General features: G+C 36.8%; 4 protein-coding genes. 1 reads left to right on the forward strand and 3 read right to left on the reverse strand.

Annotation, left to right across the window (positions count from 1 at the left end; genetic code table 11):
* Window positions 1-122 precede the first annotated feature (122 nt).
* The 3 genes from frr to MUW74_RS03925 form a co-directional block, all read right to left on the reverse strand.
* Window positions 123-683, reverse strand: a complete 561-nt coding sequence (frr, locus tag MUW74_RS03915) for a ribosome recycling factor (protein ID WP_243518933.1) — start codon at window positions 681-683, stop codon at window positions 123-125.
* A gap of 63 nt (window positions 684-746) precedes the next feature.
* Window positions 747-1,511 carry an outer membrane lipoprotein carrier protein LolA gene (locus MUW74_RS03920; protein ID WP_243553084.1) on the reverse strand — a complete coding sequence of 255 codons (765 nt, stop codon included), beginning with the start codon at window positions 1,509-1,511 and terminating at the stop codon, window positions 747-749.
* A gap of 105 nt (window positions 1,512-1,616) precedes the next feature.
* Entirely contained in the window at window positions 1,617-4,055 is a 2,439-nt protein-coding gene (locus tag MUW74_RS03925; protein WP_243518940.1) for a DNA translocase FtsK, read from the reverse strand.
* Window positions 4,056-4,341: 286 nt separating this feature from the next.
* On the opposite strand from MUW74_RS03925, the gene MUW74_RS03930 reads away from it, so the two are divergent.
* On the forward strand, window positions 4,342-4,560 hold a 219-nt coding region (locus MUW74_RS03930), incomplete at its 3' end, for a hypothetical protein (protein WP_243553085.1).

The following is a 4,560-nucleotide window of genomic DNA, read 5'->3' on the forward strand; positions in this document are numbered from 1 at the left end:
GCTAGCTCCAATAAGCCTAATTTCGGCTTGATGATTTTTTGATGTAAGTTCATAATAGTTGTTGTTATTTATATCAACACAAATTATCAAATGTCAGATTAAATATCAACTACTACACTTTTTTATACAGCCATCAAATCTGCCTCCTTTAGAGTCAGGAGATGGTTGATTTTATCAATATAGCCATCTGTGAGATCTTGTAACTTTTTCTCTGCCCTTTTTATGGCATCTTCTGGTAGGCCATCTTTTTGCGTAGCTTTTAGTATTTCTTTGTAATCACGTCGGAGATTGCGAATCACTACCCTACTTTTTTCCGCTTCACTTTTAATGAGTTTTACTAAGCTCTTACGCCTTTCCTCGGAAGGAGGAGGCAGGGTAACCAGAATCATACGCCCGTCGTTTCTAGTAGAAAATCCAAGCTGGCTTTCTGCAATTGCTTTTTCTATATGAGGAATCGTAGCTTGCTCCCATGGTTGAATGGTCAAAGTACGTGCATCAGCTGTGCTAATCGAAGCCACTTGATGGAGTGGTGTTGGATTGCCATAATAGGCCACTGTCAAATGGTTTAACATAGTAGGTAGTGCCCGCCCAGCATTAACTTTGGCAAAAGCATCTTGTGCATGGCCATAAGCTTTATCCATGCTGCGCTCAGCTTCATCTAAATGTTGTTGAATAAGTTCCATAAATGGTAAATTATATAGCATTAAACTTTTTTCGAAACTTCCTCTATGCTGTTGGCAATAGAATCATTCATTATCTGAATCATTCTCTTCATCTAGATCACCTGCTTCTTTACCTTCTGTTTCACTTTCTCGTAGATCTATTATTTCTAACTCTCCATATGCAGCTACATCAAACGTAAAATACGTGTCTGGCAAAGGCAGGTTAACTACAAAGTTAGAAACTTTACAAATATACCTTGTTTCTTCGTTTTGTACTACTTCCCATCCATGAATTTGTGATGTATGACGATCGATTTCAAGTGTAATACTTTTCAAGTTGTTATCCTCATCAACAGGGGTTAATTGGACTATATCTCGTATGATAGCTTTTTTTTTATTTATCAGGCGTTCTCCAATATAAACAGCACTATACCCACGTTGATAGAGGTTATATAGTTCCGCAAAATTCACATCAGAATCTGTTTTAGCATATTCGCTAATGGTAACCTCTTTTAGTTCTTTATCATATACCCACACGGTTTCCCCATCTGTTATAGTCTCTTTTTGACCATAGGATAATCTATATTGCTGTCCTTGAGCAGTGATGCGCATAGTATCATGTCGGATAATATCCTCTTCTGGATATTGAATAGTTAGCTTATAGGTAGCACGAAAGTTCTCTAGTCCTTGGTAATAGGCAGAAGTTTTATCAAGTACTTCAAGTGCTTTTTCATCTACTGCTGCAAAAATAGGAGGCACTGAAACAAAGAACCATAGTAGCGACCTGAATAGGACTATTAGACAGTAAGAAAAATTAGGAATTAGCATAAATAACAATTCATACAACATATTATCCAATTATAAGGAAAAAGGATCTATACTAAAGCATCTAAAAGATATATTATACTATTTCTGCCCGCTTGTGCACTATTCAAATTTGTTAAGGGCAGGATTTTAGTCTTTATGTGGCAATCTAGATAAAATTTCATTTAAACTAGCTTCGTCTGTTACCAAAACTTCCCTAGCTTTACTGCCTTCAAAAGGACCTACGATACCTGCTGCTTCCAGTTGGTCGATCAGTCTTCCAGATCGGTTGTAGCCCAGTTTCAACTTTCGTTGAATCAAAGAAGTGCTGCCTTGTTGGTGTAATACAATTAGCCTGGCTGCTTCTTCAAACAAAGGGTCTGTTGCTTGCAAGTCTACCGCCATCATATCCTCTTTGTCTTCTTCATCATAAGTGGGTAACATATAAGCAGAAGGATAGCCTGACTGTGCACCAATATAGCTACAAACACGCTCTACTTCTGCTGTATCTAGAAAAGGTGCTTGTAAGCGAATGATATCAGAATTCATTGAAAGTAGCATATCACCATTGCCTACTAATTGTTCCGCACCACTGGCATCTAAAATGGTTCTAGAGTCAATACGTGAACTTACTTTATAAGAGATCCTTACTGGAAAGTTGGCTTTAATAATACCTGTAATAACATTTACAGAGGGTCTTTGTGTAGCTAAGACAAGATGGATACCGATGGCGCGTGCCAACTGAGCCAGTCGTGCAATAGGTACTTCTATTTCTTTTCCTGCAGTCATCATCATATCGGCAAATTCATCTATAACCAATACAATGTAGGGTAAAAACCGGTGTCCTTCTTGAGGATTCAAAATTCTTTTTATAAACTTTTCATTGTATTCCTTAATATTACGCGTGCCTGCTTCTTTGAGTAGCTCATAGCGGTGGTCCATTTCAATGCATAAAGAATTGAGGGTATGGATTACTTTTTTGGTTTCTGTAATAATGGGTTCTTCACTGATCGGCAATTTGGCCAGAAAGTGGCGCTCTAAGCGATTATATAAAGAAAGTTCTACTTTTTTAGGATCTACCAATACCAGTTTGAGTTGGGAAGGATGCTTTTTATAGATCAAGGAGGTTAGTAACACATTGAGCCCCACAGATTTTCCTTGCCCGGTAGCACCTGCAATCAAAAGATGAGGCATGCGCCCTAAATCTGCAATGAACAGCTCGTTTGAGATACTTTTACCTAATACAATAGGCAAATCCATTTTCCCTTTTAAAAACTTTTCAGAGGCAAGCATCTCTTGCAAGGGTACTACTTCCCTATTTTTATTGGGTACTTCAATACCAATAGTACCTTTGCCTGGTATGGGCGCAATAATCCGAATGCCTAGCGCAGCTAGGTTAAGCGCAATGTCATCTTCCAGATTTTTTATCTTAGAAATTTTTACCCCTGCTTCGGGTACAATTTCATAGAGGGTAACGGTAGGACCAATAGTGGCTTTTATTTTAGCAATATTAATCTTAAAGTTCTGTAAGGTTTGGACAATATTGTTTTTATTGATAGCCAATTCTTCCTGTGTAACAGATAGTTGGTCTTGTTGGTACCGCTCTAATAGATCTAAAGTCGGATATTTATAGGTAGATAGGTCTAAAGTTGGGTCGTAGTTTTCGCTTCTAATATGGTTTAAAGCTATCGTGGAGGGTGGAGCAGATGGAGCTGTTTTGAACAAATTTTTAGGGCAAGGTTCAGGGGTAACTACTTCAAAGGCTATATTACTTTTATTTTGAAAATCAATTTTAGAATCCTTTGGATCATTCGTATAAGCTGCATCTGTAGTGACATCTGTGTTTGCTATAATAGCATTATTATTTTTTTTTTTACTAGATAGTGATTCATTGTCTGAGTCAAATTCATCAGCTGCTTGATTATTTTCTTGAGAGAGACATGGATCATCTTTTAGCTTTTTTTTGCGTGCCAATAGATGAATAGTGGGTAAAGAGGTTATGTTAAAACATATTACGGAAAAAATAATTAAACTAATTAAAAGCAGGATAAAAGTACCATAACCTAAGAGGCCTTTAAACAACTTGCCGAGCTCATAGCCAACACCACCCACATAATTGACTAATAAGGTAGCGGTTGGGTAGAGTGTATATAAATAGCCTAATAAAATATTAGACCATAACACGAGAAACATGGAGACCATTACCGCTTTGAATAAAGAAAGATTAGGCCAAATTTTTTCTGTAACCATTTTTATCCCTATTAAAAATAGGAAAGGCAAAAAGATAAAAGCAGTGATCCCCCACCATACATGTACACAATAATAGCTTACAAAAGCGCCCACAAAACCTAGCCAGTTGCCAATGGCCATACTAGATGTTTTGAGTCGTAGCGTGCCAAAAGACTCAATAATATGCTGATCATTAGCACCATAAGTAAGATGAGAAAAGAAAGCCAATGCCAAAAAAATACTAATACCTTGTAACAAGAAGCCTATCGTTATTCTTATACGTTGGTCTAATATAAATTGATTGGATGAGGCGCTTTTTTTAGGAGTATCTGGCTGAATTTTATAATTATTTTGGGCCATTGGATCAACAAAAAAAAGATAAAGAATTGGGTATTAAATTAGACTCTAAAGTTTCCAGTTAAGTTTAGTGTGTCAGATACGCTACTAAGATACATAATTTGGTTATTTTTTTGAAAAACTAATTTTTTACGATTCTCTCAAATGGGCATATGATGGGCGCACATAAGCCAGATGACCTACTCATTATCCATATCTGAAACTACTCCATTAATCTTTTAAAGCAAGACATGTGTAGTACTGGTAAAAAATACGTATAATAACAATTTTATTACAGTTGAAATAGACCATGGCCAGCCATATAGAGAGTGCGGTAGCTTGTAGCAAGTTGTTATTACAATTATCAGGTGTTAAGCCATCTGGAGGTATTGTATTGTCCTCGAGTGAGGATATGGATACGGCTTTAAAAGAACTCAGCGCTACCTATGGCGTCAAACTAAAACAAAAGACAGTAAAATATGCTAAGCTTGCTTCTAACCATCTACCTATAGCTGTAGTAGTTGATATT

The sequence above is a fragment of the Candidatus Cardinium sp. cBcalN2 genome (assembly GCF_022810445.1).
Lineage (GTDB): Bacteria > Bacteroidota > Bacteroidia > Cytophagales > Amoebophilaceae > Cardinium.